This window comes from Clostridium autoethanogenum DSM 10061, assembly GCF_001484725.1.
Classification (GTDB): Bacteria; Bacillota; Clostridia; order Clostridiales; family Clostridiaceae; genus Clostridium_B; species Clostridium_B ljungdahlii.
Map to the genome: position 1 here is coordinate 4192824 of NZ_CP012395.1, position 25052 is coordinate 4217875.

Below are 25052 nucleotides of genomic sequence, written 5' to 3' on the forward strand. Positions count from 1 at the left end.
TAGTTATATTAAATCTGTAATTATAGGAGGATTGATTATGGGGAAAATTGTTTTTTTTATTTTAATGATCTTATTTGCCGATCTATTTTTTAATCTATTTTTATATGAGAAAATAAAATATAATAAAATTGTCAAATACTATGATGATGTACTTGATAAAATACTGTCCGGTAACTTTACATATAATTTTCAAAGAAAAGATTCCATATCGAATAAAATTGATAGGCTATGTAAAGATATGTTAGTATGGATATATAAAACTTTGAATTCATCTATAACTATGGGCGATGATTTGGAATATATATCAAATTCCTGCAGTATGTCTAAAAAGGGACTTTTAAAAATTAAAGGATATATAAATGAATTTAATAAAAATGCAAATGCTATATGTGATAAAATATCTGAATGTTCAAATTTATCTGCGAATATGGCAAATTCAGAAGTAGAAATGCGCAAATTTTCAGATAGTGTTACAGGCAGTGGCAAAAAAGCAGATGAATATATTACACGCAGCAGTGAATCCGTAGAGAAATCTGTAACTATTCTTGAGAATATGAATTCCAGTATGGAGCTTCTGTCAAATAATATAAGTAATCTCTCTAATATAACAGATAAAATTGAGAATATGGCAGAATTGATAAATAAATTAACTGCAAATATAAACCTATTGTCATTAAATGCTTCTATTGAAGCTGCAAGAGCTGGCGAAAATGGAAAAGGATTTGCAATTGTAGCTTTAGAAATAGGAAAATTGGCTGATGAAAGTGCAGTCTATTCTAAAAATATAAAATCACAAGTAGATGAAATAAAGGGACATACTGTTGATACTGTAAAGTCTATTGAAGACTTGATAGAGAAAAGCTCACAAGGAAAAGACTCTATAAAATCTATTAAAAATTATTTTAGTGAGTTTAGCAGTGAAATTCATAATATAAATAATAATTTAGCCTTTCTTTCACAAAAAATTGTAGAACAAACTGAACACACACAGTATGTTGCGGCTTTTAACCAAAATTTAGCAGCTTTCTTTGCTGATTTTAAAAGGGATGTTTCTGTAATTGTGGTTGAGACAGAAAATCAATCTGCTTTGGAGGATGAGAATATAGAGTGTTCTCAAAAAATGCATTTTTCTATGGAAAAACTCACTGATTTTACAAAAGAATTTGAAAAAATAATAGAATCTAAACTTATAGAGTACTGCAACGATATTGCAGAAAAAATATGCAAAGATAATTTTACTATTGAAAAACTTTGCGAATATGTTGGTAAAACTAACATATCTAGTTTTTATATAACAGACGGGGATGGAGTGATTGTAATGACAAATGATTCTGAAACCATGGGATTTAGATTTGAGGATAATCCTTCATCTCAGACATTTCAGTTTAGAAAAATATTGTCTAATAGGGACTTAGTAGTGGTACAAGATTTTGTGAAAAGAGATTTGGATGGTAAATACTATAAGTTTGCTGGAATTTCACGTAGAGATAAAAAGGGAATTGTACAGGCAAGTATTTCTATGGACGATATAGTTAATTTGAGAAATTGTTGTGCATGAGATGCTTGTGAATAATTTAAAATTAAATAATCTTTTAAATAGAGATTTTTAACGGGCCACCCATTTTAAGGGTGGTCATAAATTAGGATTAAAGATATGACTCAGTAAAATGGTTTAATTTTTAAATTTGAGAACTAAGTACTTCATTGTCTAGATTGTCAATGTATTCATGAAGTATTTTTTTTAGATTTAATACGTCTTTCATTTCGTAGTATCCAGATTTTTTATAAATGTAGTTTACTGCATTAAGAGCTCCTAGTGAAAAAGCTTTTTTTGAAAAAGATTCATGGCTTATTTCTATTCTATCCTCATCACCAATTATAAGAACTTTATGTTTTCCTACTACCCCTCCAGCACGTACAGAGCTTATAGGAATAGGTTTATTTTGTACACCAGATATTTGAAGACCATGTTCTATTTCATCTGATAGTTTTAATGCAGTCCCTGAAGGGGAGTCTTTTTTGTTTTTATAGTGCATTTCTATAATTTGAAAATCATAATTATTTAATATAGTAGCTGCAATATTGCTTAGCAGCATTATTACGTTTACTCCTAAAGTGATGTTTGGGGCGTAAACTATGCCGTTTTTAAACTTATAGGATATAGTTTGAAGCTTGTCAATATCTTCTTTGGAGAAACCTGTTGTGCCTATTACCATATTTACTTTCATTTTTGATAGTATGACGGCATTTTTTATGGTTGCTTGTGGATTTGAGAAGTCTACCACAACATCTGGTTTGGTTTTAAAAATAGTAGCTTGGAGTTCATCAGAAGTAGTTATTTTTACTTTTGTTTTAAAATTACCAAGTAACTCTCCTAAATTCATTCCCTTTTTTTTACTATTAGGGCTGCAGATTGCAGCTACCATTTCCATGTTATCTTGTTGTAAAATACCTTCTGCAATATATTTTCCTGTCTTACCTAAACCTATTAGACCTACTTTGATCAAATCAATTACCTCCTTTTTGACGCTTACAAGAAAAATTTCAAGTATTGACATCATTTTTTGTTATTTATCCCTATTTTAAAATTAGTGACAACTTAATTCTATCATATAAGTTGCTACTTGTCATTAATAGTTAATGTATATTTATAATTTATACATAAATTCAATTAATTCTATTTTAATATAGATCAAGGGCTTATATGAAATTTTAATTAGTAATTCCAACAAATTGTTAAATTATTATTTACATAGTATAAATAATAATTTATACTTAATATTGATTTATCCAATCGCTACCATTTCTAACCCCCCATCGCACTCTGCGAAAGCGACTATCATCAAATCGAAGATTTGAGATATCTTCTTTTCTATCAAAGTGGGGGGATAAGCAATGCTACGCGCTTGGATAACGATTTCTAAGTTTTAGATGGAGAAAAAACTCCATCTGAAACCAAGAACTCTGTTTATAAGGATTTTATTGGAAGGAGGCTTTACTTCAAGTTATCAGAATAACTTAAAGTAAAATTTAAAATGTCATCGCAAAATGTTACAAAACCTGTATACCAGAAGATAGCAATTGATATAGCTAATAGAATATTAGACGGTGATTTTTCCATAGGGGATAAACTTCATGGAAGATCATCTCTTTCAAGTCATTATAATGTTTCTCCTGAAACTGTAAGAAGAGCTATTATGCTTTTAAATGAAGTGGATATTGTAGAAGTGATAAAGGGCAGTGGGATTATTGTTAAATCCGTGGATAATTGTTTGAAATTTATAAATAAATTTAAGGACATAGGTTCCATGAATAAATCTAAAAATCAAATTTTGGGCTTATTAAATGAGAGAAATGAAATTGAAAAAAAAATTGGAGAAAGAATAAATGAACTCCTAGATTACTCAAATAGATTTGTAAACATTAATCCATTCATGCCTTTTGAATTTAAAATATATAAGGGACTCAGCATTGTAGGGAAAACTATATGTGAGAGTAAGTTCTGGCAAAATACAAATGCTACTATAATAGGTATACGTAGAGAAGGAAATTTAATACTTTCTCCAGGACCTTATGCTGTATTTAAAGAGGAAGATATTTTTTTAGCAATAGGCGAAGAAGATGTGTACCATAAAATCAAAAAATTTCTTTATGGAGATAATAATTAGTAATATTAAAAAAATTTAGTTTTTAAGGCTTTTGAGGAAAGAAAAAAGAAAGTTTAAATCAGTTAAATAAAAATAAATTAATCAAAATATTAGAATGAAAAAGTCAGATAATGTAATCTGACTTTTTTTAATAGGAAAGTTGATTTTTATATATACACAAAAAAATAATAGGTTAAAGCTATTATTATACCTGTTGACACTCATATCATTTAATGATATAGTCTATTTAATGATATGTCATTAAATGATATATGTGAGGTAAAAATGGCTAGAAATAATGCTTACTGTTTAAATGAATACATTGATTTTTATGTTTATACTGTATATAATGTATATATACAGTATAGATATATTTTGGCAAGTAAAACGTAAAAGAAAATTATTTAAAAGTAGGAGGGGAAGTTAAATGTCAGAAGAAAATTCAGAAGAAAGAAAAGATGGAATTTTAAAAAATATTATTGGTGCTATAGTTTCGCCAAGAGAAACAATGGAAAGAGTCAATAAAAATCCTAAAATATGGAGATATTTAATACCTGTAACATTAATCCAGTTAATTATTTATATAATAGAAATACCCAAACTTACAAGTTTTGCTGTTTTACAAGCTCAGCAAGTGCCAAACTTTTCTCAAGCTGCAATTCCAATTATAAAAACTGGAGCTATAATTTTTACGGTAATTAGTGCATTAATTACGCCGGCATTATTTGCATTAATAATTAGTGCTGTTATTAAACTTATAGCTTCTATTTCAAAAGAAACAGGAAATTTTAAAAATTTATATTGTATAAACATATTAGCTTATGTTCCAGTTTTAATAGGTGGAATCTTAACTGCAATAATAATGCTTTTTACAGAGCCACAAAATATAAAAAACATTTCAACTAGCCTTACATTGGTTTTAAGTTCATCAACAGATATGAAAAGTACAATTTATAAGTTGTTCTCATGTATAGATTTTTTCTATATATGGAGTGCAGTGATATCAACAATTGGTACTTCTATTGTGTTTAAAATGAAGACAAAAAAAGCAGCAATTATAGTTTTTGTGATTTACGCTGCTGCAGTATATGTTTTTAAAGTTTTAATTTAAAAACATTGTTGAAATTGAATAGTACTTTGTGAGCTAGACAAGCTGGCATTGTTTTTGTACAGTGTCAGTTTTATCTTTATATCAATAGTTTGGAAAAAGGTTTATAATTTTTAGTAAGATTGTAGAAAAAATGGGGAGGAAAATAAATGAAACTTAAATTGAATTTTGCAAAAAACAAAAAAAAATTAGCAATTATAGTAGCCGTTATATTTATAATTACAGCTATAGGAATATCTTCTTATGTAAAGTCGAGGAAATCACAAGGTAAGAAAGTAACTATATCTAAGGTAATTAAAAGAAATATAGTTCAAAGTACTACGGTTTCAGGAAGCATAGAACCGAAATATAGCAATGATATAACTTTAAATAATACCCAGAAGGTATCAAAGGTTTTAGTAACTGAAGGGCAACAGGTTACAAAGGGAGATATTTTAGTTCAAATGGATACATCTGACTATGACAGTGAACTAAAAAAGCTAAAGATTGATTTAAAGAATGCTCAAAATGCAGTATCACAGTCACAAGCACAAGCGGTACCAGGGACTAGCAAAGATAATGCAGGAAATCAAACAGATTCTATTAAAGCTGAAATAGACAATTTAAATGCAAAGATAGAACAAAGTAATATAAGATCTAATGTAGATGGAAGAGTAATGAGAGTTGACGCTAAGGAAAATCAAGTCCCTAAAGCAGGAGATATGATTATTGTAGATGATATTTCACAATACAAAGTTTCTATAGATATGAGTCAATATGATGCTATGAAAGTTGCAAAAGGACAAAAGGCTATTGTTAAAATAAAAGGTAATGATCAAAAAAAGTATACTGGTTCCGTTACAGATGTAGGACAAATAGCTCAAGTTAAGGCTGATGCTAAAGCCACCAATCAGGAAGCTAAAGTAAATGTGATAGTAACTCTAGATAATGCAGATGATAGTATAAAAGTAGGTTATGAAGCAGATGCAGAAATTGTATTTAATGAAAAAAGAAATGTAGTTTGTATGGGCTTTGATAGTGTGAAAGAAGAAAAAGGTACAAAGAAGAAATATGTTTACATAGTGAATAGCAAAAATAAGATTTCAAAAAGATATATAAGCACAGGCATAGAGACAGATGATTATATGGAAGTTATAGATGGTCTTAATGAAGGAGAAAAATATGTATCAAATCCTCCGGATACTCTTAAAGATGGAGATATTGTAGAGACTCAAGCAGGAGGGAACAATAAGTGATAATTAAATTGGAGAATTTAGTTAAGATATATGATACTGGTGCTGTAAAACTTAAGGCTTTAAAGGAAATTAATTTAGAAATTGAAAAGACAGAATATGTAGCTATAATGGGGGCATCAGGATCAGGTAAGTCTACTCTTATGAATGTACTTGGTTGTTTAGATAAACTTACAGATGGAAAATATTATTTAGATGGTGTAGATATATCATCATTAGATGATAACAGTCTAGCTGATATAAGAAACAAGAAAATAGGTTTTGTATTTCAAGCATTTAACTTACTTCCCAAACTTACAGCTATAGCTAATGTGGAATTGCCCATGATGTATGCAGGAGTATCTAAAAAAGAGAGAGAGAAAAAAGCTAAATGGGCTCTAGATAGAGTTGGATTATCTCATAGACTTCATCATAAACCTAATGAAATGTCTGGTGGACAAAAACAGAGGGTAGCTATTGCAAGAGCTTTAGTAAATGATCCATCTATAATACTTGCAGATGAACCTACAGGAAACTTGGATAGTATTTCTAGTGAAGAAATAATGGAGATTTTTCAGCAATTAAATGATGAAGGAGTAACTATTGTTATGGTTACACATGAACCTGACATAGCCATGCATACAAAAAGAACCATAGTTTTTAAGGATGGAGCTATAATTTCAGATAATCCAGTAGAAAGAAGAACTATAGTTGGGGGGAAGAAGTAATATGAATGTTGAAGAAAGCTTTCAATCTGCACTACAAAGTATAAAATCAAATAAATTAAGATCCTTTTTAACTATGCTGGGAATAATAATTGGAATATCCTCTGTAATTACTATAGTGTCTATGGGTGCTGGAGCAAAACAATATATTACAGGACAATTTCAGGGCATGGGTAGTAACGTAATCAATCTCCAGCTTAATCAGTCTTCAGATAGTGCTATAGAAAAAAGAGATTATTTTACTATGGATGATATAGACCTTATAAAGGAGAAAATACCTGAAGTTACATCAGTTGTTCCTACGCTCGGAGGAGATGGAAATTTGAAGCTTGAAAATAAATCCAAGCGTGTCCAAATTGTGGCATCAACAGAAGGTTACGATAAACTTTCAAATATAAAAATGGTTAATGGAAGGTTTTTAAAAGAACATGATGTAGATATAAGGTCAACTGCAGCAGTTATAGATGAAAAAACAGCTGCAAAATTATTTCACAATACAAATGATGCTCTTGGAGAAAGTATTGAATTAAGTTCAGATGACCAAGATATAGATTTAAATATAGTTGGAGTATGTAAAGATCCAAATGGTAATCTCGGGTCCATGTCAGATAATGCTCCCGGTTCAATATTTATACCTATAACTATTGCAGATAGAATACTTACAAATACCGATATTGGTTATATGTCAGTGATGTTGTCTGACATGAGTAAGGCTGAAGAAATAAGTTCCAAAATGGTAAAAATTCTTGAAAATAAACATCAAAACAAAAACAAGTACACAGCTCAAACTGGATTTAAAGAGCTTGAAAATCTAAATAAATCATTATCTGTTATAACAGGTGTATTGGGTGCTATTGCAGCTATATCACTTTTAGTTGGTGGTATAGGTGTTATGAATATAATGCTTGTATCTGTGACAGAGAGAACTAGAGAAATAGGCATAAGAAAAGCTATTGGAGCAAAAACTAGAGACATAAAAGTACAATTTTTAATGGAGTCTATAATACTGTGCCTTATAGGTGGAACTATTGGAACTATATTAGGTATAACAATAGGTAAAATTGCAGGATCTTTCTTAAAGATGCCCGTACCAGTGTCATTTAAAATAATATTTATAGCATTTTCATTTTCATCAGCAATAGGTATATTCTTTGGGCTGTACCCGGCAAGCAAGGCAGCAAAATTAGATCCTATTGAAGCTTTAAGATATGAATAAAAATTTTTTGATTTGTTTTAAAAAGGCTATATAATATGATTAGAAGAAAGTTAAAGTACAGGGAGTGAATTTATGGACAGCGAAAAGCAGCAATTGAGTATTGAAGCAGCAAGGTTATATTATAAGTCAGATTATAGTCAACAGCAAATTGCATCCCAACTTGGAATATCAAGGCCTACTGTATCTAGGCTTTTGCAATATGCTAAAGAAAAGGGATTTGTAAAGATTGATATTGTAGATCCTTTTGATGATTTAGATAATATGTCACATCAATTAAAGGAAAAATATAGATTAAGAGATGTTCGCGTTGCTTTTTCGCCAAAGGATGATTATGAACTTATAAGAGAGTATATTGGCAAAGAGGCAGCAGAATATTTAAGTGAAATTTTAAAAAATGGTGATATGCTTGGAGTAAGTTGGGGAACTACTATGTATGAAGTTGCAAAGAATCTTGAGCCTAAAAATCTTAAGGGAATAGAAGTGATTCAGCTAAAAGGGGGTATTAGTTATTCAGAAGTAAATACATATGCTTTTGAAACTATTGAACTATTTGCAGAAGCATTTCATACGATACCAAGGTATTTGCCTTTGCCTGTGATTTTTGACAATTCAACTATAAAGGAAATGGTTGAGCATGATAGGAATATTAACAGTATTATAGAAATGGGAGCAAATGCCAATATAGCAATTTTTACAGTTGGTACTGTAAGGGATGAGGCATTACTATTTCAACTAGGATATCTAAATGATTCAGAGAAAAAGAAGTTAAAACAAGAAGGTGTAGGAGATATTTGTTCGAGATTCTTTGACGAAAACGGTAAGATTTGTGATGAAGACATAAATAATCGTACTATAAGGGATATCACTAGAAAATTTAAAGAAAAAGGAAAAGGCAATCTTAGTTGCAGGGGGATCACATAAAGTTGAGGCAATTAAAGGAGCCTTAAAAGGAAAAAATGCTAATATATTGATTACAGATAAATATACTGCCAGGAAACTTTTAAAATAGGTATATGAACTAAATTTCATATACCTATTTACAAATGTTCAAAAAAGATTTATTATGTATGTGTAATAGAAATTGAGGGGAGGATACAAATTTGATGGATTATAAAAATTTAGTTTCTAAGGCTTTTGAAGGAAGAAAAAATGCTTATGCTCCTTATTCCAACTTTAAAGTTGGAGCAGCTGTACTTGCCGAAGATGGAAAGGTTTATACAGGTTGTAATATAGAAAATGCTTCATATGGTGCAACAAATTGTGCAGAAAGAACTGCAATATTTAAAGCTATATCGGAAGGAAATAGAGCTATAAAAGCGATTGCCATTGTAGGAGTAGAAAACGATTATACATATCCTTGTGGAGTTTGCAGACAGGTTATAGCAGAGTTTGCTTCAAAGGATGCAGAGATAATACTTGGAAAAGGTGAAAGTGAATATATAGTTAAGACATTAGATGAATTATTACCAGGAGCCTTTACCAAAGAAGATTTAAATAAATAGTATAAACTATAAAGGTGTTCTTTTATTTTGAAATCAAGCTAAAAAGAATACTTTTAATTTGAAAACGTATGAACAAAATTTCATAATAAGCTTTACAAATGCTAAAATTTATTATGAATTACTGTATGAAAGGAAGATTTATTATGAATATTGCTAAAATGATTGACCATACATTGTTAAAACCGGAAACAACGAAAAGTCAGATAATTAAATTGACGGAAGAAGCAAAGAAGTATGACTTTGCTTCAGTTTGTGTAAATCCGACATGGGTTAAACTAGCAAGTGAGAAGTTACATGGTAGTGAAGTTAAGGTATGTACGGTTATTGGATTTCCTCTTGGGGCTAATACAACTGAAACAAAAGTGTTTGAAGCAAAAGATGCAATCAAAAATGGTGCGCAGGAAGTTGATATGGTCATTAATATTGGAGAATTAAAGGATAAAAATGATGTGTATATAGAAAATGATATAAAGTCTGTTGTAGAAGCTGCAAAAGGAAAGGCATTAGTAAAAGTTATTATAGAAACTTGCCTTTTAACACAAGAAGAGAAAGTTAGAGCTTGTAAGATAGCTAAAAAAGCAGGAGCAGATTTTGTAAAAACATCAACGGGGTTCTCAAAGTATGGAGCTAAAGTAGAAGATGTTAAACTCATGCGTGAAACAGTAGGAAAAGATATGGGAGTTAAGGCATCTGGTGGTATCCATACTAAACAAGAGGCTTTAGATATGATTGAAGCAGGAGCAAGTCGTATAGGTGCAAGTGCAGGTATTACTATTGTATCTGAATAAATATTTGTATGGACTCTATTAGTAGAAGCTATGCTTATATATTAATAACTCAACTTTCACATATACAAAATGTAGACTTAATATAAGCAAAATACAAAGTTCAAATAACAAAGAACAGATAAAGATGATTTCCCTCATACCTCAGGAAATCTATAATTCTAATATTTTCTGACGTTAGGAAGAAAATTATCCTTATTTGATATTTGAACTTTGAACTTTGTTCTTTAAGAAAATTGTTTCGCAATTTTTTTAAATTGCGTAAGTTACTAAATTACTATCAATTTAAAAAATTATATTTATAAATGTAATCGTTATTTGAAGATTTGGACATTTTAGTTAAAAGTATTTAAGGAGGGATACACAAAATGAAATTTATTATTGGAATTATTGGACTAGCCATTGTAGCTGGACTTGCGCTACTTGGCAGCAATGATAGGAAAAGTGTAAAGATAAAGCCTATAATTATAATGGTTGTCTTACAATTTATTTTTGGATTTATTTTGTTAAATACTGAAATAGGTAATATTTTAGTAGGTGGAGTAGCAAATGGTTTTGGAGCACTTCTTAAATGTGCGTCAGAAGGTGTAAACTTTGTATTTGGTGGCATGGTAAATAAAGGAGTAACCTCAGTATTTTTTATAAATGTTCTTATGCCAATCGTGTTTATTTCAGCTTTAATTGGTATACTACAATATTGTAAGATACTACCTTTTATAATTAAGTATGTTGGATTAGCATTGAGTAAAGTAAACGGTATGGGCCAATTGGAATCTTATAATGGAATAGCATCAGCAATTCTTGGACAATCAGAGGTATTTATTTCAGTAAAGAAGCAGCTTGGTTTATTGCCTAAAAATCGTCTATATACTCTTTGTGCATCAGCTATGTCAACAGTATCGGCTTCTGTTGTTGGTTCTTATATGCTTCTTATAAAACCTAGGTATGTAGTAACAGCACTTATATTAAATTTATTTGGTGGATTCATTATAGCTTCAATTATAAATCCATATACTGTAAAACCGGAAGATGACATTTTAGAGGTTGAAGAGAAGGAAAAACAGTCATTCTTTGAAATGCTCGGTGAATACATCATGGATGGATTTAAAGTTGCTATTACAGTTGGAGCAATGTTAATTGGATTTGTCTCAATAATTGCATTAATTAATGCAATATTTAAAGGAATATGTGGTATTTCATTCCAGGATATTCTTGGATACATTTTCTCTCCATTTGCATTTTTTATGGGTGTACCATTTAATGAAGCAGTAAAAGCAGGGGGTATAATGGCAATAAAACTTGTATCAAATGAGTTTGTTGCAATGACTACACTTGCACAGGGAAATCTTGGCTTATCCTATAGAGCAACAGCTATAGTATCTGTATTTCTAGTTTCATTTGCAAATTTCTCATCAATTGGAATTATAGCAGGTGCAGTTAAAGGATTGAATGAAAAACAAGGCAATGTAGCTGCACGTTTTGGATTAAAATTATTATATGGAGCAACACTAGTAAGTGTACTTACAGCAACTATTGTTGGATTAATTGTATAATATATATGTAAGGAGTGATTTTGATGAATGAATTTAAGAGAATACATGTAATAGTTATGGACTCTGTTGGCATTGGCGAGGCACCAGATTCAGAAAAATTTGGTGATGTTGGCGTTAATACATTAGCGCACATTGCGGAAAAAAAGAACGGATTAAATATACCTAACATGGAAGCTATGGGATTATCTAATATATATGAAATCAAGGGAGTAAAAAGGGCTGCTCATCCAAAAGCTTATTTTACAAAAATGCAGGAATCTTCACGTGGAAAAGATACTATGACAGGGCATTGGGAAATGATGGGGCTGTATATTGATAAGCCATTTAGAGTTTTCCCTAATGGTTTTCCAGATGAATTAATTAAGAAGATTGAGGATTTCTCTGGAAGAAAAGTTATAGCAAATAAGCCAGCTAGTGGAACGGAAATTATAAAAGAACTTGGAGAAAGACAGCTTAAGACCGGAGAGCTTATAGTATATACATCTGCAGATTCTGTACTTCAAATTGCAGCACATGAAGAAGTTATACCACTGGATGAGTTATATAAAATATGTCAATATTGCCGTGATATAACACTAGATGAACCATATAAATTAGGAAGAATAATTGCTAGACCGTATGTTGGAAAAACAGCGGATACATTTAAGAGAACTTCAAATAGACATGATTATGCATTAAAACCTTTTGGTGAAACAGTAATGGATTATATAAAGAATGCAGGTTTGGATTCAATTGCTATTGGAAAAATTCGAGATATATTTGATGGTGAAGGAGTCACAAAAGCAATTAGAACTAAATCAAACATGGATGGTATGGATAAGTTTATTTCTGTACTTGATGAAGATTTTCATGGCCTCAGCTTTACTAATTTAGTTGATTTTGATGCAGTTTATGGACATAGACGTAATCCAATAGGATATGGAGATGCTATAGAAGCATTTGATAAAAGACTCACTGAAGTATTTGAAAAGTTAAGGGAAGATGATTTACTTATAGTTACAGCAGATCATGGTAATGATCCAACATATACTGGAACAGATCATACTCGGGAATTTGTACCTTTACTTGTTTATTCAAAGAGATTTGAAGAAGGTAAAGATCTAGGAATACGTAGAACTTTTTCAGATATAGGTGCAACAATTACAGATAACTTTAAAGTTAAGATGCCTAAATATGGCGAAAGCTTTTTACAAAAATTAATATAAAGGTGGTATGTAAAAATGAGAATGGTAGACATAATTGAAAAGAAACGTGAAGGAGGAGAATTAACTACAGAAGAGATTAAATTTTTTATAGAAGGTTATACTAAAGGCTCAATTCCTGATTACCAGGCAAGTGCACTTGCAATGGCAATTTACTTTCAGGATATGACTGATCGTGAGAGAGCAGATCTTACTATGGCAATGGTTCATTCTGGAGAAACTATTGATCTTTCAGCAATTGAGGGTGTAAAAGTTGATAAACATTCAACAGGTGGAGTAGGAGATACAACAACACTTGTTCTTGCACCTATGGTTGCATCTCTAGGCGTACCTGTTGCAAAGATGTCAGGACGTGGACTTGGACATACAGGTGGAACTATTGATAAACTTGAATCAGTAAAAGGATTCCATGTTGAACTTACAAAAGAACAATTTATTGATTTTGTTAACAACAGTAAAGTTGCAGTTATGGGCCAAACTGGTAATTTAACTCCAGCAGATAAAAAGTTATATGCTCTTCGTGATGTAACTGGAACTGTAAATTCAATTCCACTAATTGCAAGTTCAATAATGAGCAAGAAGATTGCAGCAGGAGCAGATGCAATAGTACTTGATGTTAAAACTGGTGCAGGAGCTTTCATGAAGACGGAAGAAGATTCAGAAAAACTTGCACATGCTATGGTTAAAATAGGCAATAATGTAGGTAGAAAGACTATGGCAATAATTTCTGATATGTCTCAACCTTTGGGATTTGCAATTGGAAATGCTCTTGAAGTAAAAGAAGCTATTGATACATTAAAAGGAGAAGGACCAGAAGATTTAACAGAGCTTGTTTTAACTCTTGGAAGCCAGATGGTTGTACTTGGTAAAAAGGCAAAGACGTTAGAAGAAGCAAGAGAGAAATTACTCGAAGCAATAAAGAGTGGTAAAGCACTAGAAAAATTCAAGGAATTCCTTAAAAATCAAGGTGGAGATCCATCAGTTGTGGACAATCCTGAAAAATTACCTCAAGCAAAATATAAAATACCTGTTCCTGCAAAGGAAGGAGGATATGTTTCAAATATGGTAGCTGACCAAATTGGTATAGCAGCAATGCTTTTAGGTGCGGGAAGAGCTACAAAAGAAGATAAAATTGATTTAGCTGTAGGAATAGTTCTTAATAAAAAAGTTGGAGATAAGGTAGAAAAAGGTGAATCACTTATGACTATTTATTCAGACCGTGAAGATGTAGAAGATGTAAAAGCTAAGATTTACGAGAATATCACTATCAGTGCTCATGCAGAAAAACCAGTTCTGATCCACAAGATTATAACAGAATAATAATAGAGTTTCTAGTTTGAAAGTTGACTTATGCTAGCCACATACTGACAAATTTCATCACACTAAAAACTTTTAATAAGTCTAAAGTTCAGTATTTTAAAAATCTAAAGGAGCTTATATAAACTCGTACCTCAGACATATATAAGCCCCTAAGATTTTCTAAAATACCTCACTAAGACTTATGGAAAAGTTTTTAAATGTGATTTCAATTTTGTCAGTATATTTTATGCATAAGTTCAAATTTCAAGCAGAAACCCTCGTATAGCTCGTATAGATAGTTACTTCACAATTAAACTTTACGATCTATATATGAACATTCTAACTAAAAAATCAACTTATACGCAGGCATATTTTTACAATAATGAAGCTCTTTTAAATATTTTGTATATAAGGCTTAGAAAAAAATCTTTTAAAAATTTAGAACTTTTGAATTGTTTGAGGTACGAGTTTTCAAAAGTTCTCAGTATTTTTTAAATTTTTTCCTTAGCCTTATCAAAGTATTTAATCGAGCTGAAGGTTGTAGAAAATATCCGGAGTATAAGTTGATTTTTCGTTTATAAACTCTATATAGTTTTTTTATTTTCTACTATTTGGAGAATTTATGTGGTATAATATGGTTAAAATTGTTTTTAGGTTGAAGGGAGAAAACTAAGTTGAAGTTGTATGGTGTAGTAACAATGGATATTGTTGATTCTAGAAATATACCAAATCGTGAGATGTTGCAGCAAAAGTTAAAAAAGTATTTTGGCGTGATACATCAAAAGTACTATGATAGCTTAGTTTCTCAAATAAATTTTACCCTTGGGGACGAGTGGCAGCTTATTACAAGTAAGCCTGAAAACTGCTACGATATTATTCATGATTTTCAAAGATTGCTTTGGCAAGATAATGTAAAGTTTTATTCAGGAATTGGAATAGGTGAACTGAAAACAGATATTTATGAAGATACCCGCAGGATGGATGGCTCATGCTTTATAATGGCCCGGGAGGCTATAAATATAGCCAAACAATCGTCTAAAAAAAGGACAAAATATATTTATAGTAAAACGAATAAGGTTTTTTTTAAATCTATAATGAGTTACGTATCAGTACAAAATCATTTTCTTAAAACAAAAGGGAACATTCCATTTAATGAAGAAGTTGCAGTGGATGTAGTAGATTGTAATGAATTAATTTCTTTAGATGATATAATAAACGTTGTTATAGAAAATAATGAAATTCTAAAAAGTAGGCTGACACGGAAGCAAAAGATAATATATATTGAATATATGAAGCATAAATCTTATAGAAAAATAATAGAAAAAAATGCAGATAAATTAAATGAGACTATAGGAGGAATAAGTCAAAAGTTAAATAGTGCTGAATATTTTACTATTCAACGAAACCATGGAATGGTAAAGCTATTAATAAATTTATTGACTTCTATTTAATAAGTAATAAAATGGAATAGATTATGAATATGCATTTACTACAATAGGCAGGTTTTGCTTCTTGGCATCTATAAGAGCATCTCTAGCTAGGTAAAATGATGGACCATCTAATTGATTTACAGTTAATTGAAAATTCTTAATAGAAACAGGTCCTATGCCGATACCACAATAAAAGTCAATTGATTTTAATTCCTTATGAAAAAAATCTAAGATTTTCATGTAATTACAATCGTAATTTAACAACCCTTCCCATTCATCACCTATAGTAATAATAAAAGGAACAACTATTATTGATTGAAATATTTCATTAGTTTCTTTTAACATGTCAATTAACTGATACTGAACTTTTTCTCGATTTACAAGCTTTCTTGACTTCCTTAAATCACAAATCATAGTTAAATAGTTCAATATATCACTCCTAGAATGCAACCATACTTACATTGCATTATTTTTGTTACATAGTTATCTTGTGAAATAAAATTATACGCGTTTAGGTTTTAATCAAAACACATACAATGTTTAGTTAAAAATCAAAACACGTTTTCAAGTGATATTTACACAAATTATCTTTTGTGATATTTTATGATTTGTAAGTAAAATTGGTGAGAAAAAATATTTAACTATTTATTGATTATATATTTCAGTAAAATTCCACCTAAGATGCCAAGAGACGTACTAAATAGAGTACCTACTAGGTAATATTGAGCAAAAAATTTTTCTTCTAATTCACGGAACCTTGCTATTGACTTTGCTGTGAATATAAATGCTATTGCCTGATATGCTCCATTGATAACTAAAGTGATTATAATAAATCTTTCAAATATTCCTATATAGTCACTGTCGGAGGTCTTTTTTAAGGGGGATATGATTTGAAGATTCATTGCTTTATTTTTATATGGTTGAAGATAAAGTTCAGATATAACAACGTTTATAAAGAATCTTCCACCAAAACATACATACAGGTATATAATTAAATAACTTAGAATATCTATAGTAGAAGTTCTATTGAGGTAGACACAGTTGATAATGTTTTCGCTACTCTGTATGCTAGTTTGTCCCCAAATAAAAGCGATAACTGCTACATGTAGAATTTGATCTATAATAAAAATTAAGGAATTAATCCATCGGAATAGGGGACTTAAAATAATATAAAGGAAAGATGTTTTTTGATGACAAATAGGTCTATCATGGATAGATTTTATCTTTAGAGAAAGTAAATTTTTAATTAAGTCAATAGTAAAATGAAAAAGCCCTATTAGAAGTGAATAAGCCAATGTTGTTTTAAATTTATATCCAACAATTAGAAAGGTAAATAATATACTAAATACGATTATGGCATGGATGATATTACCTTTTAAACACTTCTTTAAATTAGAACTTTTTCTTAATTGTACAATATCATTACTTTGAAATATAAAATCTGCTAAGCAGTGGGATAAAATAGCTAATTGTAAAAAGACCACTTATTTTAACCTCCATATATCTCAGTATATAGAAAATCTAAGTGAGTACTATAATGACTAAGTAGTAGGTTAATTATATCACGCGGGCCAATATTTGTCATTTTAATTTCTGTTTATCAGTACTAAACCTATAATACAGAATATTATTCCAAATAGCTTATTTAATTCAAAATTTTCTTTAAAAATGAATATCCCAATGGGAATGAGCAGAACTGCAAGAATGCTGTTTGCTACTAGAGGGCATACACTTATGCTCCAGCCAGACCTGTAGGCCATGATATATCCAAATTCAAGTCCTACTATACAAAAAGCGAGGACTACGCTAGTCCAATTTAAATCTTTAATTGATCCCAAAAATCCTTTATCTGTTTTAGAAAAGTGAAATAAAATTAAAGTTACTATTGATGCTATTGCATAGGTGGCAAACAATGCTATAAATGGGTTTGCTTTTTGTGGTGTTGCTTTTTGACATATGTTATAAAAGATATTTGCTGCAATTATAAGTACAACTGAAAATACATACATAAACATAATTTTAACCTTGCCTTTACTTATAAATTTTGTTAAAAATATAAAAGCCCGGAAATAGATTACTTTCCGGGCTTATCTTTCCGCTAATACATTAAATTGTGTAGCACATTTTTTACATTTAATTAATAAACGATATATGAATTATATCAAAAGTTGTCAACAAATTCAATATAAATTAATAACTCCAATAAGTAATATGAAAATATGTTATATATTATAATAATCTAAAGTATTGTTTGCAAACATATTTTGCAAACGTAAAATCTAACATTTAATAACATCTCTTATTATTTGTTAAAAAATAGAAAATATATATTTCCCTCAGACCCCTTGATTTTAAATACTTTATAGCGTATAATAAATTGAGAAAAATCGCATAAGACAGTTCGGAACCATCCTGTCTATAAATAAAACTAGGGATTAGCTATTTAGATAGTTTATTTTGTAATTAAAAGGTGGAAAATATCTCTGCCTTTTTTTCACGTCCAGGATAGTTCCATTTCTTATATGCATGTTTTCAAATTCAAGGAGGACAAGTTAAATGAATTGTTTACCAAAGTTAAAAAGATATGGACAGGTTACTAAAAGGCTGCCTAGGGAAGTAGTGCTTCTAAGGGGAAGCGGATGCTTTTGGGGAAACTGTATATTTTGTGATTACCATCTGGATGAGGATTACAATGCCTTTAGAAATCACAAATTGAATCATAAAGTACTTGAAAAAGTTACGGGAAAATATGGTGTACTTCAGATAATGAATTCTGGAAGTGCCAGTGAATTAGATGCTGCCACTGTATTTGAGCTTATTAAATTATGCAGGGACAAAAATATAAGACAGTTGATTATGGAAAGTCATGTTAAATATGAAAATGATATAAAACTATTTAGAGAACAATTTAGACCTACAGAATTAAAATTTATAGTAGGAGCAGAGAGCTTTGATATAAGTTACAGAGAAAATGTGCTAAATAAAGGAATAGGGGATAGAAAAGCATTTGAATTTAAGAATTTTGATTGGGTTAACTTACTTTTTGGTATGGTTGGACAAAACATTAAGGAATTACAAAGAGATGTAGAATTGGCACTAAAATATTTTGAAAGAGTTACAATAAATATATTTTGTGAAAATACTACAAAAGTAAAGAGAGATAATGAGCTCATAGAGGAGTTTTACCATAGCCATTTGTTCCAATCTCTTCAGACTAACTATTATGATAGAGTAGAGATATTAGATGATATAGATGCCAGATGTGGTGCGGATTTAGATGGAGTTGGAGGTAAAATGAATGAGTAGAACTAATAAATTAGTAAAAATAGCTATAGTAGCTGCAATATACATAGTTTCAACTATTGCACTAGGGCAGCTTTCTTATTGGGGTCCAATAGGACTTAGAGTTAGTGAAATGCTTAATTTCCTTGCTTTTATAGATCCATTTTATATAATTTCACTGACTGTAGGATGTGCCGTTGCAAATTTTTATAGCTTTAGTATAGTGGATGTGTTTGTTGGAAGCTTTGCTACTCTTTTGGCAACTTATGCAATGTGGAAAACGAAAAATATGCTTGTTTCAGTTATATGGCCTGTTTTAGGAAGTGCAATTATAGCAGAGGAACTTCATGTACTTTATAAAGTACCTTTTTTCTACACATTTTTTACTCAGGCATTAGGAGAACTTATAGTAATGGTTTTGGGGTATTTTGTATTTAAAAAGATTTTCAAAAATACTGCATTTTTAGATAGGATGAAGATAAAATTTCCTAATAAGAAAATAGATAATATAAAATTTAATTAGTAATATTAGACCTTAAAAAGGTAGCTTTATTGAGTATAAAGCTACCTTTTTACTGCATTTAAGACTAATAACATAGCACATATATAAAATATAAAGGAAATATGTTAATAAAATAACTTTATAAAGGCACTTGAAAAAGTTTTAATAAGGTGCTATACTAGATTCAACAATAAAATAAGGAGTGATTGTGATGAAAGAGTACTTTAATAATGTATCTAAAATAAATTATGAAGGACCGGATTCGAAAAATCCTTACTCGTTTAAATATTATAATCCTGATGAAGTAATTGGCGGAAAAAAGATGAGAGATCATTTAAGATTTTCAATGTCTTACTGGCATACATTAACTGCTAATGGAACTGATCAGTTTGGATCAGGAACAATGGTTAGGCCATGGGATAATGTAAACGATAAAATGGAACTTGCTAAAGCAAGAATGGAAGCAGCATTTGAATTTATGAACAAGCTAGATATAGATTATTTTTGCTTTCATGATAGAGATATAGCACCTGAAGGAAAAGACCTTGCAGAAACAAATAAAAATTTAGATGAAATAGTAGCAATGTGTAAGGACTTAATGAAAAAGAACAATAAAAAATTATTATGGGGTACGGCTAACTTATTTAATAATCCAAGATTTGTACATGGTGCTGGAACTACATGTAATGCGAATGTTTATGCTTATTCAGCAGCACAGCTAAAAAAAGCAATAGAAGTTACAAATGAATTAGGTGGAGAAAACTATGTATTTTGGGGTGGAAGAGAAGGATATGAAACACTTCTAAATACTGACATGGGATTTGAAATGGACAACTTTGCTAGAATACTACAAATGGCAGTAGATTATGCAAAGAAAATAGGATTTAAAGGACAATTTCTTATAGAACCAAAGCCAAAGGAACCTACAAAACATCAGTATGATTTTGATGTAGCAACTGTTTTAGGATTTTTAAGAAAGTACAAGCTAGAAGATTACTTCAAGATAAATATTGAAGCAAATCATGCTACTTTAGCAGGACATACTTTCCAGCATGAAATATGCCTAGCAAGAAATAATAATGCGCTTGGAAGCTTAGATGCAAACCAGGGAGATCCACATCTTGGATGGGATACAGATCAATTTCCTACAAATGTATACGATACAACATTATCAATGTACGAAGTACTTAAAAATGGCGGTATAGCACCAGGAGGATTGAACTTTGATGCAAAGGTAAGAAGAGCATCTTTTGAACCAGAAGATTTATTCTTAGCATATATAGCAGGAATGGATAGTTTCGCTAAAGGACTTAGAGTTGCATATAAATTATTACAAGATGCTCCTATTGAAAACTTTATTAAAGAAAGATATTCAAGCTTTTCTACAGGAATAGGTAAAGACATAGTAGATGGCAAAGTAGGATTTGATGAATTAGAAAAATATGCTTTAGAAAATAATGTTATAAATAATAAATCAGGAAGACAAGAATATTTAGAATCAGTAGTAAATCAATATATACTTGAGGATAAATAGAATTTAAAACATGTAGGGGTGGTTTTAAACTGCCTCTACTGAAATACCAATAATTTCATGAAAGAAGAGATTACTGTGAATTTTTTAGGAATTGATTTAGGAACTTCTTCTGTAAAGCTTATCATAATGAATGAAAAAGGTGAACTTTTAACTAGTGTATCTAAAGACTATGGTATAAGTTATCCTCAGGTCGGATGGGCAGAACAAAACCCTGATGATTGGTGGAATAGTACTAAAGATGGAATTAGAGAACTTATAAATAATCATAATATAAAACCGGAAACTATTAGAGGCATAAGTTTTAGTGGACAAATGCATGGACTTGTAATTCTTGACAATAAAAATAAGGTTTTAATGCCGGCCATATTGTGGTGTGATCAAAGGACACAAAAACAGTGTGATTACTTAAATAAAGAATTTGGCCAAGATAAACTTTCAAAGTATACTGGTAACATGGCCTTAACTGGTTTTACACTTCCCAAAGTACTTTGGGTTAAAGAAAATAAACCAGATATATATGCTAAAATAGCACATATGATGCTTCCTAAAGATTATATAAGTTTTAAACTTACCGGGAAATTTGCATCTGATGTGTCCGATGCTTCTGGAACAGTAATGTTTGATGTAAAAAATAGAAAATGGTCTAATGAAGTATTAGATTTACTTGAGATAAAAGAAGATGTTTTACCTAAAGTTTATGAATCCTATGAAGTTGTAGGTAATGTCTCAGAAGAAGTATCAAGTGAAACTGGACTATCAACATCTACAAAAGTAATAGCTGGAGCAGGTGACCAGGCAGCTGGAGCTATAGGTACTGGAACAGTTGATTCTGGAGTATTATCTGTAGCACTTGGAACATCTGGTGTTGTCTTTGCATCAAGTGAAAAGTTTTATGTAGATAAGGAAAACAGGCTTCATTCATTTTGCCACGCCAATGGCAAGTGGCATCAAATGGGTGTAATACTATCTGCAGCATCAAGCCTTAAATGGTGGGTTGATAATGCTAATTCAGATATAGGTGGAGATGTATTTGATAAATTACTTTCAGAAGCAGAAAGTTCTCCTGTAGGAAGTAATAAGTTATTTTTTTTACCCTATTTAATAGGAGAGAGAACGCCTTATAACGATCCTTGTGCAAAGGGAAGCTTTATTGGATTAAATGTAACACATAAAAGAGGAGATATGACAAGATCCATTTTGGAAGGAGTATCTTTTGCTCTTAGAGATTCACTTGAAATACTTAAAAACTTAAATGTTGATATGAAGGAAGTAAGAATAAGTGGTGGAGGTTCTAAGAGTAAGCTTTGGAGACAGATAATTGCAGATGTTTTCAACTTAAATGTAAGTATTATAAATTCAAAGGAAGGTCCAGCTTATGGTGCAGCAATACTTGCGGCAGTTGGATGCAAACTTTTTAATTCAGTAGATGAAGCATGTAAAGCTTTGATAAAGACAACGGATAAAATACAGCCTATAAGAGAAAATGTTGAAAAGTATGATAAACTATATAAAGTTTATTCATCTTTATATAGCTGTTTAAAAGATAAGTTTAAAGAAATAGATAACTTATCCATATAAGGAGATCTTACTATTATGGGGATTATGAAAGAAGTTTTTGGAAAAGTATCTAAAGACAAAGAAGCATATATATTTACATTGTCTAATGAGAATAGTATGAGTGTTAAAATTTCAAATTATGGTGGAAGATTGATTTCTCTTACGGTGCCGGATAAAGAAGGCAAGCTTGATGATATTGTACTAGGATATAAGAATTTAGAGGGATATATAAAAGGAAAGTTTTTCTTTGGAGCAATTATAGGACGTAATGCAAATAGAATAAAAGGTGCAGAAATTAAGATAGATGATAAAGTATATAATTTGACTAAAAATGAAGGAGAAAATCAGCTGCATGGAGGAATATCAGGATTTGATAAAGTTTTATGGACACCAAGGACATATGTAGATGATGATGGAAATGAATGCCTTGAATTATCATACACGAGTAAAGATGGAGAAGAAGGATATCCAGGTAACCTTAATGTTAAAGTTGTGTATACGATTAAAAGAGATAATGAACTCAGAATTGATTATTTTGCAGTTTCAGATAAGGATACGGTGGTTAATCTTACAAACCATTCATACTTTAATTTGTCAGGGCATCTGTCTAAAAGCATATTGGATCATCAAGTAATGATAAATTCAGATAAATTTACAGCTAATGATAGAGAAAGCGTTCCTACAGGTGAAATAAGGTTTGTAGAGAATACACCTATGGATTTTATGAAGTTGACTACGATAGGTAAAAATATATCAAATAAATATGATCAAATAATTTATGGAAATGGATATGACCATAATTGGATATTAAATAAAAAAGGAAAAAATTTAGAAATGGCAGCAGAGGTTCTTGATCCTCGTAGTGGAAGAGTTATGAAAGTGTATACGACTAAACCAGGAGTACAATTTTATACGGGAAATTATTTAAATGAATTTGAAAATTGTAAGGGAGATACTTGCTACACTAAAAATAGTGGATTGTGTCTTGAAACTCAATATTTTCCTGATGCGTTAAATCATAATAATTTTCCATCACCTGTATTAAAGGTAGGAGAAAATTATAGGCATACGACAATATATAAATTTTTGACTATATAAATTAAAAGAGGAGATGGGTTTAATGAATGTAAAAATTAATAGTGCGATGGTATATGTTTTTGGTGCACTTGGCGGTCTTTTATTTGGTTATGATACAGGAGTTATTTCAGGAGCAATCTTATTTATCCAAAAACAAATGAGTCTTGATTCATGGCAGCAAGGGTGGGTTGTTAGTGCTGTATTAGTAGGAGCTGTTCTTGGAGCTGCAATTATTGGACCAATGTCAGATAGGTATGGACGTAGAAAGTTGATTTTGTTATCAGCAGTTATTTTCTTTATTGGAGCAATTGGATCAGCATTTTCAACAGGATTTAGTACACTTATTATATCACGTATTATTCTTGGAATGGCAGTTGGTTCTGCATCAGCATTAATTCCAACATACTTAGCAGAATTATCACCTGCTGAAAAACGTGGATCTATGTCAAGTTTATTTCAATTAATGGTTATGAGTGGAATCTTATTAGCTTATATTACTAACTACAGTTTCTCAGGTTTATATACTGGTTGGCGTTGGATGCTTGGTTTTGCCGCTATTCCATCTGCAATACTTTTCTTAGGTGCTCTTGTATTACCAGAAAGTCCACGTTATTTAGTTAAAGATGGAAAGCTTGATGAAGCTAAAGAAGTTTTGGATCAGATGAATGAACATAATCAAAAAGCTGTTGATGATGAACTTGTTGAGATTAAGAAACAAGCTGAAATTAAAAGTGGTGGACTTAGCGAGTTATTCAGTAAATTTGTTCATCCAGCATTGGTTATTGCTGTTGGCTTAGCTATTTTTCAACAAGTTATGGGTTGTAATACAGTTCTCTACTATGCACCAACTATTTTTACTGCTGTTGGTTTTGGTGTTCAAGCAGCTTTACTTGCTCACATCGGAATTGGAATTTTTAATGTTATTGTTACAGCTGTAGCTGTTGCTATTATGGATAAAATTGATCGTAAAAAGATGTTGATTTACGGTGGCCTTGGAATGGGTGTCTCTTTATTAATTATGAGCTTCTCAATGAAATTGTCTAATGGCTCATTTATTGGTTCAATTATTTGTGTTATTGCATTAACCGTTTACATTGCTTTCTTCTCAGCTACCTGGGGACCTGTAATGTGGGTTATGATTGGTGAAGTATTCCCATTAAACATTCGTGGATTAGGTAATTCATTTGGCAGTGTAGTTAACTGGGCTTCTAATGCGGTAGTGTCATTAACATTTCCAACATTATTAAGTTTCTTTGGCACTGGCAATTTATTCATAGGTTATGGTGTTATTTGTTTTGCGGCAATTTGGTTTGTTCATTACAAAGTGTTTGAAACACGTAATCGATCACTTGAAGAAATTGAAACTACTCTTAGAGTACGTGCTGGTGAACAAGGAAAGAAAGTTAGTTAAAAAGATTATTT

22 protein-coding genes and 1 pseudogene are annotated in these 25052 nt (G+C 30.7%); 19 read left to right on the plus strand and 4 right to left on the minus strand.

Features of this window, described 5'->3' with window-relative positions:
• Window positions 1–37 precede the first annotated feature (37 nt).
• Window positions 38–1558 carry a methyl-accepting chemotaxis protein gene (locus CLAU_RS19125; protein WP_013238459.1) on the plus strand — a complete coding sequence of 507 codons (1521 nt, stop codon included), beginning with the start codon at window positions 38–40 and terminating at the stop codon, window positions 1556–1558.
• A 121-nt stretch (window positions 1559–1679) separates the two neighbouring features.
• On the opposite strand, the gene dapB is transcribed toward CLAU_RS19125, so the two are convergent.
• Entirely contained in the window at window positions 1680–2507 is an 828-nt protein-coding gene (dapB, locus tag CLAU_RS19130) for a 4-hydroxy-tetrahydrodipicolinate reductase (protein WP_029169931.1), read from the minus strand.
• 528 nt (window positions 2508–3035) lie between these two features.
• On the opposite strand from dapB, the gene CLAU_RS19135 reads away from it, so the two are divergent.
• The 12 genes and pseudogenes from CLAU_RS19135 (at window position 3036) to CLAU_RS19190 (ending at window position 15699) form a co-directional block, all read left to right on the plus strand.
• Window positions 3036–3668: a GntR family transcriptional regulator gene (locus CLAU_RS19135; protein WP_013238461.1), complete on the plus strand. Its 633-nt coding sequence runs from the start codon at window positions 3036–3038 to the stop codon at window positions 3666–3668.
• A gap of 406 nt (window positions 3669–4074) precedes the next feature.
• On the plus strand, window positions 4075–4758 hold the full coding sequence (locus tag CLAU_RS19140; RefSeq protein ID WP_013238462.1) for a Yip1 family protein: 684 nt from the start codon (window positions 4075–4077) through the stop codon (window positions 4756–4758).
• Window positions 4759–4904: 146 nt separating this feature from the next.
• On the plus strand, window positions 4905–5990 hold the full coding sequence (locus CLAU_RS19145; protein ID WP_013238463.1) for an efflux RND transporter periplasmic adaptor subunit: 1086 nt from the start codon (window positions 4905–4907) through the stop codon (window positions 5988–5990).
• Entirely contained in the window at window positions 5987–6694 is a 708-nt protein-coding gene (locus tag CLAU_RS19150) for an ABC transporter ATP-binding protein (protein WP_023163443.1), read from the plus strand. The genes CLAU_RS19145 and CLAU_RS19150 overlap by 4 nt, the downstream gene beginning before the upstream one ends.
• Window position 6695: 1 nt before the next feature.
• Window positions 6696–7907: an ABC transporter permease gene (locus CLAU_RS19155; RefSeq protein WP_013238465.1), complete on the plus strand. Its 1212-nt coding sequence runs from the start codon at window positions 6696–6698 to the stop codon at window positions 7905–7907.
• A 72-nt stretch (window positions 7908–7979) separates the two neighbouring features.
• A pseudogene (locus CLAU_RS19160) lies at window positions 7980–8916 on the plus strand (sugar-binding transcriptional regulator).
• Window positions 8917–9010: 94 nt separating this feature from the next.
• Window positions 9011–9409 (plus strand): cytidine deaminase, encoded by a 399-nt coding sequence (locus CLAU_RS19165; RefSeq protein ID WP_013238467.1) that lies wholly within the window; start codon window positions 9011–9013, stop codon window positions 9407–9409.
• Window positions 9410–9552: 143 nt separating this feature from the next.
• Window positions 9553–10197, plus strand: coding sequence for a deoxyribose-phosphate aldolase (deoC, locus tag CLAU_RS19170; RefSeq protein ID WP_013238468.1), 645 nt, complete (start codon window positions 9553–9555; stop codon window positions 10195–10197).
• A 365-nt stretch (window positions 10198–10562) separates the two neighbouring features.
• Window positions 10563–11747, plus strand: a complete 1185-nt coding sequence (locus CLAU_RS19175; protein ID WP_013238469.1) for a NupC/NupG family nucleoside CNT transporter — start codon at window positions 10563–10565, stop codon at window positions 11745–11747.
• A gap of 23 nt (window positions 11748–11770) precedes the next feature.
• Entirely contained in the window at window positions 11771–12952 is a 1182-nt protein-coding gene (gene deoB, locus CLAU_RS19180) for a phosphopentomutase (RefSeq protein WP_023163445.1), read from the plus strand.
• Between the two features lie 15 nt (window positions 12953–12967).
• A complete protein-coding gene (locus tag CLAU_RS19185; protein ID WP_023163446.1) occupies window positions 12968–14269 on the plus strand; it encodes a pyrimidine-nucleoside phosphorylase in 1302 nt (433 codons plus the stop codon).
• Window positions 14270–14922: 653 nt separating this feature from the next.
• Window positions 14923–15699 (plus strand): SatD family protein, encoded by a 777-nt coding sequence (locus CLAU_RS19190; protein WP_013238473.1) that lies wholly within the window; start codon window positions 14923–14925, stop codon window positions 15697–15699.
• Between the two features lie 21 nt (window positions 15700–15720).
• Here CLAU_RS19190 and CLAU_RS19195 read toward each other — a convergent pair whose 3' ends face one another.
• From CLAU_RS19195 to CLAU_RS19205, 3 genes are all read right to left on the minus strand, one after another.
• Complete coding sequence (locus CLAU_RS19195; RefSeq protein WP_013238474.1) at window positions 15721–16107, minus strand: SatD family protein; 387 nt, start codon at window positions 16105–16107, stop codon at window positions 15721–15723.
• Window positions 16108–16319: 212 nt separating this feature from the next.
• Window positions 16320–17162, minus strand: a complete 843-nt coding sequence (locus CLAU_RS19200; protein WP_023163447.1) for a DUF3307 domain-containing protein — start codon at window positions 17160–17162, stop codon at window positions 16320–16322.
• A 102-nt stretch (window positions 17163–17264) separates the two neighbouring features.
• Complete coding sequence (locus CLAU_RS19205) at window positions 17265–17693, minus strand: EamA family transporter (protein ID WP_023163448.1); 429 nt, start codon at window positions 17691–17693, stop codon at window positions 17265–17267.
• Between the two features lie 541 nt (window positions 17694–18234).
• Between CLAU_RS19205 and CLAU_RS19210 the strand changes: the two genes are divergently transcribed.
• The 6 genes from CLAU_RS19210 to CLAU_RS19235 all read left to right on the plus strand — a co-directional run bounded on the left by CLAU_RS19210 (window position 18235) and on the right by CLAU_RS19235 (window position 25041).
• On the plus strand, window positions 18235–18984 hold the full coding sequence (locus tag CLAU_RS19210; RefSeq protein ID WP_023163449.1) for a hypothetical protein: 750 nt from the start codon (window positions 18235–18237) through the stop codon (window positions 18982–18984).
• The gene (locus CLAU_RS19215; RefSeq protein WP_013238478.1) at window positions 18977–19483 is read left to right on the plus strand and encodes a QueT transporter family protein; all 507 of its coding nucleotides are present in this window, start codon (window positions 18977–18979) and stop codon (window positions 19481–19483) included. The genes CLAU_RS19210 and CLAU_RS19215 overlap by 8 nt, the downstream gene beginning before the upstream one ends.
• Window positions 19484–19673: 190 nt before the next feature.
• The gene (xylA, locus tag CLAU_RS19220) at window positions 19674–20996 is read left to right on the plus strand and encodes a xylose isomerase (RefSeq protein ID WP_013238479.1); all 1323 of its coding nucleotides are present in this window, start codon (window positions 19674–19676) and stop codon (window positions 20994–20996) included.
• A gap of 75 nt (window positions 20997–21071) precedes the next feature.
• Window positions 21072–22574, plus strand: a complete 1503-nt coding sequence (gene xylB, locus CLAU_RS19225) for a xylulokinase (RefSeq protein ID WP_029169930.1) — start codon at window positions 21072–21074, stop codon at window positions 22572–22574.
• Window positions 22575–22589: 15 nt separating this feature from the next.
• Window positions 22590–23651, plus strand: coding sequence for an aldose epimerase family protein (locus CLAU_RS19230; RefSeq protein ID WP_023163451.1), 1062 nt, complete (start codon window positions 22590–22592; stop codon window positions 23649–23651).
• A gap of 22 nt (window positions 23652–23673) precedes the next feature.
• On the plus strand, window positions 23674–25041 hold the full coding sequence (locus CLAU_RS19235; protein WP_023163452.1) for a sugar porter family MFS transporter: 1368 nt from the start codon (window positions 23674–23676) through the stop codon (window positions 25039–25041).
• The last annotated feature ends 11 nt before the right edge of the window (window positions 25042–25052 follow it).

Coding starts and splice junctions, on each gene's coding strand:
- CLAU_RS19125 (WP_013238459.1), top strand. CDS start 38: ATGGGGAAAATTGTTTTTTTTATTTTAATGATCTTATTTGCCGATCTA.
- CLAU_RS19135 (WP_013238461.1), top strand. CDS start 3,036: ATGTCATCGCAAAATGTTACAAAACCTGTATACCAGAAGATAGCAATT.
- CLAU_RS19140 (WP_013238462.1), top strand. CDS start 4,075: ATGTCAGAAGAAAATTCAGAAGAAAGAAAAGATGGAATTTTAAAAAAT.
- CLAU_RS19145 (WP_013238463.1), top strand. CDS start 4,905: ATGAAACTTAAATTGAATTTTGCAAAAAACAAAAAAAAATTAGCAATT.
- CLAU_RS19155 (WP_013238465.1), top strand. CDS start 6,696: ATGAATGTTGAAGAAAGCTTTCAATCTGCACTACAAAGTATAAAATCA.
- CLAU_RS19165 (WP_013238467.1), top strand. CDS start 9,011: ATGGATTATAAAAATTTAGTTTCTAAGGCTTTTGAAGGAAGAAAAAAT.
- deoC (WP_013238468.1), top strand. CDS start 9,553: ATGAATATTGCTAAAATGATTGACCATACATTGTTAAAACCGGAAACA.
- CLAU_RS19175 (WP_013238469.1), top strand. CDS start 10,563: ATGAAATTTATTATTGGAATTATTGGACTAGCCATTGTAGCTGGACTT.
- deoB (WP_023163445.1), top strand. CDS start 11,771: ATGAATGAATTTAAGAGAATACATGTAATAGTTATGGACTCTGTTGGC.
- CLAU_RS19185 (WP_023163446.1), top strand. CDS start 12,968: ATGAGAATGGTAGACATAATTGAAAAGAAACGTGAAGGAGGAGAATTA.
- CLAU_RS19205 (WP_023163448.1), bottom strand. CDS start 17,693: ATGTTTATGTATGTATTTTCAGTTGTACTTATAATTGCAGCAAATATC.
- CLAU_RS19210 (WP_023163449.1), top strand. CDS start 18,235: ATGAATTGTTTACCAAAGTTAAAAAGATATGGACAGGTTACTAAAAGG.
- CLAU_RS19215 (WP_013238478.1), top strand. CDS start 18,977: ATGAGTAGAACTAATAAATTAGTAAAAATAGCTATAGTAGCTGCAATA.
- xylA (WP_013238479.1), top strand. CDS start 19,674: ATGAAAGAGTACTTTAATAATGTATCTAAAATAAATTATGAAGGACCG.
- CLAU_RS19230 (WP_023163451.1), top strand. CDS start 22,590: ATGGGGATTATGAAAGAAGTTTTTGGAAAAGTATCTAAAGACAAAGAA.
- CLAU_RS19235 (WP_023163452.1), top strand. CDS start 23,674: ATGAATGTAAAAATTAATAGTGCGATGGTATATGTTTTTGGTGCACTT.